Annotated in this window: 5 protein-coding genes and 1 pseudogene; 4 read left to right on the top strand and 2 right to left on the bottom strand. The window is 60.9% G+C overall.

From position 1 onward, the window contains the following. A pseudogene (locus NFX52_RS29390) lies at nt 1–181 on the bottom strand (hypothetical protein); the annotation flags it as partial. A 172-nt stretch (nt 182–353) separates the two neighbouring features. Here NFX52_RS29390 and NFX52_RS29385 point away from each other — a divergent pair. The 4 genes from NFX52_RS29385 (at nt 354) to NFX52_RS29370 (ending at nt 3,693) form a co-directional block, all read left to right on the top strand. Then, nucleotides 354–2,177: a glutamine--tRNA ligase/YqeY domain fusion protein gene (locus NFX52_RS29385; RefSeq protein ID WP_207402244.1), complete on the top strand. Its 1,824-nt coding sequence runs from the start codon at nt 354–356 to the stop codon at nt 2,175–2,177. Between the two features lie 302 nt (nt 2,178–2,479). Beyond that, a complete protein-coding gene (locus NFX52_RS29380) occupies nt 2,480–2,899 on the top strand; it encodes a hypothetical protein (protein ID WP_055393579.1) in 420 nt (139 codons plus the stop codon). Next, nucleotides 2,899–3,138, top strand: coding sequence for a hypothetical protein (locus tag NFX52_RS29375; RefSeq protein ID WP_055393581.1), 240 nt, complete (start codon nt 2,899–2,901; stop codon nt 3,136–3,138). Before NFX52_RS29380 ends, NFX52_RS29375 begins: the two co-directional genes overlap by 1 nt. Before the next feature lie 237 nt (nt 3,139–3,375). Beyond that, complete coding sequence (locus NFX52_RS29370; protein ID WP_055393582.1) at nt 3,376–3,693, top strand: hypothetical protein; 318 nt, start codon at nt 3,376–3,378, stop codon at nt 3,691–3,693. 92 nt (nt 3,694–3,785) lie between these two features. Here the strand turns inward: NFX52_RS29370 and NFX52_RS29365 are convergent. Then, nucleotides 3,786–4,009: hypothetical protein (locus NFX52_RS29365; protein ID WP_252635965.1), on the bottom strand; the 224-nt coding region annotated here is incomplete at its 5' end.

The following is a 4,009-nucleotide window of genomic DNA, read 5'->3' as shown; positions in this document are numbered from 1 at the left end:
GTGCCACATACACCGGGGCAGGGGCGTAGTAGCCATTGCTGGCCCCCACCACCACGCCAGGCACGCCAATGCCAACCGACCAATTTACGTCGCGGGCCTGGGCTGCGCCCGTGCCGGCCAGCAATGCCAGCGCCACGCCAGCCGAAGCGGCCATGGCATAGATAGAACGGGTTTTCGTCATGGAAATCTCCTGTTTGAGCGAGGGCAGCCAGCCAAATGGACTCACCTCACCGGTACATAACGCACCAAGTAGGCAAAAGGATGGCACAAAATCGTCTTTACGTTGTGTCTGGACGTATACGCGCCTGTTTCTATGCGTAAACCATCACGAAACCGGCGCCTAAAATGGCTGTATGAGCACCCCCTCCCCCGCCAATACCGCCGCCACTGCCACTTCTGCGGCCCCTGAAACCGTCAAGCCCAGCAACTTTTTGCGCCAGATCATCGAGCATGACCTGGAAAAAGGCACCTACACAACCCGCCGCTGGGCGGGCACCCCCGGCGACGCCGCCCACCACGCCCAGGGCGAGCCCGACCCCGCCAAGATCCGCACCCGCTTCCCGCCCGAGCCCAACGGCTACCTGCACGTGGGCCATGCCAAGAGCATCTGCATCAACTTTGGCCTGGCGCGCGACTACGGCGGCATCTGCCACCTGCGCTTTGACGACACCAACCCCGAAAAAGAAGACACCGAATACGTCAACAGCATCATCGACGCGGTGAAATGGCTGGGCTTTGACTGGAACGGCGCACCCGACGCCGCTCCCTACCAGGCCAGCGACTACTTCGACTTCATGTACCGCGCCGCCGAGTACCTGATCGAAGCCGGCCACGCCTACGTGGACGAACAGACGGTGGAGCAGATCCGCATCAACCGGGGCGACTTCAGCAAGCCCGGCGTGGACAGCCCCTTCCGCAGCCGCACCCCGGCCGAAAACCTGGCCAAGTTCCGCGAAATGCGCGACGGCCAGCACGAAGATGGCTCCATGGTGCTGCGCGCCAAGATCGACATGGCCAGTCCCAACATCAACATGCGCGACCCGGCCATCTACCGCATCCGCCGCGCCACCCACCACAACACGGGCGACACCTGGTGCATCTACCCCATGTACACCTACGCGCACCCCATCGAGGACGCGCTGGAGCAGATCACCCACAGCCTGTGCACGCTGGAGTTTGAAGACCAGCGCCCCTTCTACGACTGGCTGCTGGAGCGCTTGACCGAAGGCGGCCTCCTGGCCAGCCCGCCCCCCCGCCAGTACGAATTTGCGCGCCTGAACCTCACCTACGTCATCACCAGCAAGCGCAAGCTCGCCCAGCTGGTGTACGACCACAAGGTCAGTGGCTGGGACGACCCCCGCATGCCCACCATCGTGGGCCTGCGCCGCCGCGGCTACACGCCCGCCTCCATCCAGACCTTTGCCGAACGCATCGGCGTGACCAAGTCCGACAGCTGGATCGACTACAGCACCCTGGAAGGCTGCCTGCGCGAAGACCTGGAGCTGAAAGCCCACCGTGGCATGGCCGTGCTCAACCCCGTCAAGCTGGTGCTAACCAACTGGGACGACGTGATGGGCGCAGGCCACCTGGAGCCCTGCAGCCTGCCCGCACTGCCCCACCCACCCGAGGGCGTGGAAAGCCCCGTGCGCCACTTCACCATCGGCAAGGAAGTCTGGATCGAACGCGAAGACTTTGAAGAAGTGCCGCCCAAGGGCTACAAGCGCCTCTTCCCCGGCAACAAGGTGCGCCTGAAGGGCGGCTACGTCATCGAATGCACCGGCTGCACCAAGGATGCGAACGGAGTCATTACCGAAGTGCTGGCCACCGTGGTGCCCGACACCAAGAGCGGCACCCCCGGCGCCGACAGCGTGAAGGTGAAAGCCGCCATCACCTGGGTGGGCGTGGCCGACGGCGTGAATGCCGAAGTGCGCATGTACGACCGCCTGTTCCTGGACGCCCACCCCGACGCGGGCGGCAAGGACTTCATTGAAAGCCTGAACCCGAACAGCCTGAAGGTGGTGACCGCCATCGTGGAGCCGTCACTGGCCAATGCCAAGCCGGACGACAAGTTCCAGTTTGAGCGGCATGGGTACTTTGTGGCGGATCGGGTGGACCATGCGGCGGGCAAGCCGGTGTTTAACTTGGCGGTGGGGTTGAAGGATTCGTGGGGGAAGTGATTACCTCCTGATTGGAAAGAAGGCCAGCAAATTTCCATATTTGCTGGCCGTTTTCTTTTGGACTGATGACAGCTTTCGATGCGAAACGGCCTGTCACAGTGCAATATAGATCTGTCATTTGCTGCCGTTTAGTCAAAGTCCCCGCCTTCAGATGAGAATTTTCTGCGTCGAACACTTCGCATCTCAAGGGGTAGGACATCAGCTACCCAGTAGCTTGGTGTGAAAACACAGTCTGCGACTTTGGGCGGAATGGCGAATGATGCTGCTGTGCAAGCTGCAGCCTGAAAAGCGAGGAAAACAACATGCTGCTAACCGATATCACCGTCGAGCACACCCTGGTGTCCAAAAAGAATGGCGTTCGTCAGACCTTCTTACTGCATCCGTTTACCGATACACAGCGAGATTCACTCGGTAAATTTGAGATCGTTCGCGACATCAGCCAGCCAGGATTCAAAGACGTTAAACGTTCAACCTTCGTGACGTTTCAACAACTGGCAGAGTTGTATGCAAAAGGTGCACTCGAAGAATTCGGGTTTTCCGTTCGCATGTGTCCGGGTCAGGGCACGTACCCCGCCAAGAATCCAGCAAAAAAGATACTGCCAACCAGCATCAGGCCGGGCTCACCGTTCGACGTGGCTGTTCAAAAGGTGGATATTTCAAAACCTGCGACTCGCGAATTGAGAACCGCCTTACTTCGCACCAACGTCACCCTTCAAGGGTGATGACGCTGATTGAAAGGAAAGTCCCTGTGAACTCATCCGTTGCCCATGCTGAACTCATCGCCACTTTCCAGCGGGCGCAGGCAGATGCCGCTCACAAGCTCGGATTGATCAAAGCTGCGGCGAACAAGGGGCCCAAGGCAGTCCAAGCCGCCACGGAAACGGCTACAAAGGCCGTAAAACGCAGGGACTCGTATGCAAAAAAGCTGAACAAGCTGGTGGGGGTGAGCCTCAAGGATTGATGGTGGCCCAGCCTAGGGCCCGGCACCGACCAGTAACCACCGGCAACACCTGGCCGCCAGAGACAGATAAGTGCTAGAGACCAATTGCATGATCCATGCAAACCGCCCATAGTCTCCAACGGGGTGCAGAGCGAAACCTGCGATCGGCCGGCAAAGCACCCACAACACGCGACACGCCGGACAGAGAGCGAGCTACTGCGCCGCAAGCGCCACGCCATTTGCGATAAAAACACCGCCATGCTCCCTTCCTCACCCCTGCCGCTCACATTCACCCCCACCTTTGCCCACATACCGCCCGGCCCGCCGGCGGGCCCCTTGCAGTTGCTCCCCATCAACGCCGCCGCGGTGTCCGTACACACCGCAGATGGCGCGCATGTGGGCTCGCTCAAGCTGGTTGGCGGGGTGTGGAAGTTCAAGGCCATGGGCTACGACGCTGCGGGCCGCATGGAGCCGGGCCACGGCCCGCTGACGGAGCAGCACAACATGCAGTTCGCCACGCCCGATGCAGCCGAGGTGAGTGCGCGGTTGCTGGGCGCTTTGGGAAGCCATCCGTAGAAGGCACTTGCACTCACGCGCCGAACCATTTTTGCTTTCATTTTGATAGCATAAAAGGCAATTCCATCAGGCGGAAACGGCCCATTTCGCCTCTATTTCCGCTCCACCAACGCCCGCAACGGCTGCCCGCCGGTGGACAGCTGAAACACCAGCCCCATGGCCTGCACCTGCCAGCCTTGTTTGGCCACGGTGGGGCTGAACTGGAAGCCCGCCATCACGCAATCGGTCGTGCGCACCTCGCCTGCTTCGGGCGGGCTGCCCAGCATCTGGGTGTAGGTCTGCGGCGCTTGCTGCGGCTGCGCCGCCTGCCCCTCTT

The sequence above is a fragment of the Acidovorax facilis genome (genome assembly GCF_023913775.1).
In the GTDB taxonomy this organism is placed as follows: domain Bacteria; phylum Pseudomonadota; class Gammaproteobacteria; order Burkholderiales; family Burkholderiaceae_C; genus Acidovorax; species Acidovorax facilis.
Note: the sequence above shows the minus strand (reverse complement) of the source record. Positions and strands in the feature narration are given on the sequence as shown.

Excerpts from the sequence above, each read along its gene's own strand:
- NFX52_RS29385 (WP_207402244.1), top strand. The coding sequence starts at position 354 with ATGAGCACCCCCTCCCCCGCCAATACCGCCGCCACTGCCACTTCTGCG.
- NFX52_RS29380 (WP_055393579.1), top strand. The coding sequence starts at position 2,480 with ATGCTGCTAACCGATATCACCGTCGAGCACACCCTGGTGTCCAAAAAG.
- NFX52_RS29375 (WP_055393581.1), top strand. The coding sequence starts at position 2,899 with ATGACGCTGATTGAAAGGAAAGTCCCTGTGAACTCATCCGTTGCCCAT.
- NFX52_RS29370 (WP_055393582.1), top strand. The coding sequence starts at position 3,376 with ATGCTCCCTTCCTCACCCCTGCCGCTCACATTCACCCCCACCTTTGCC.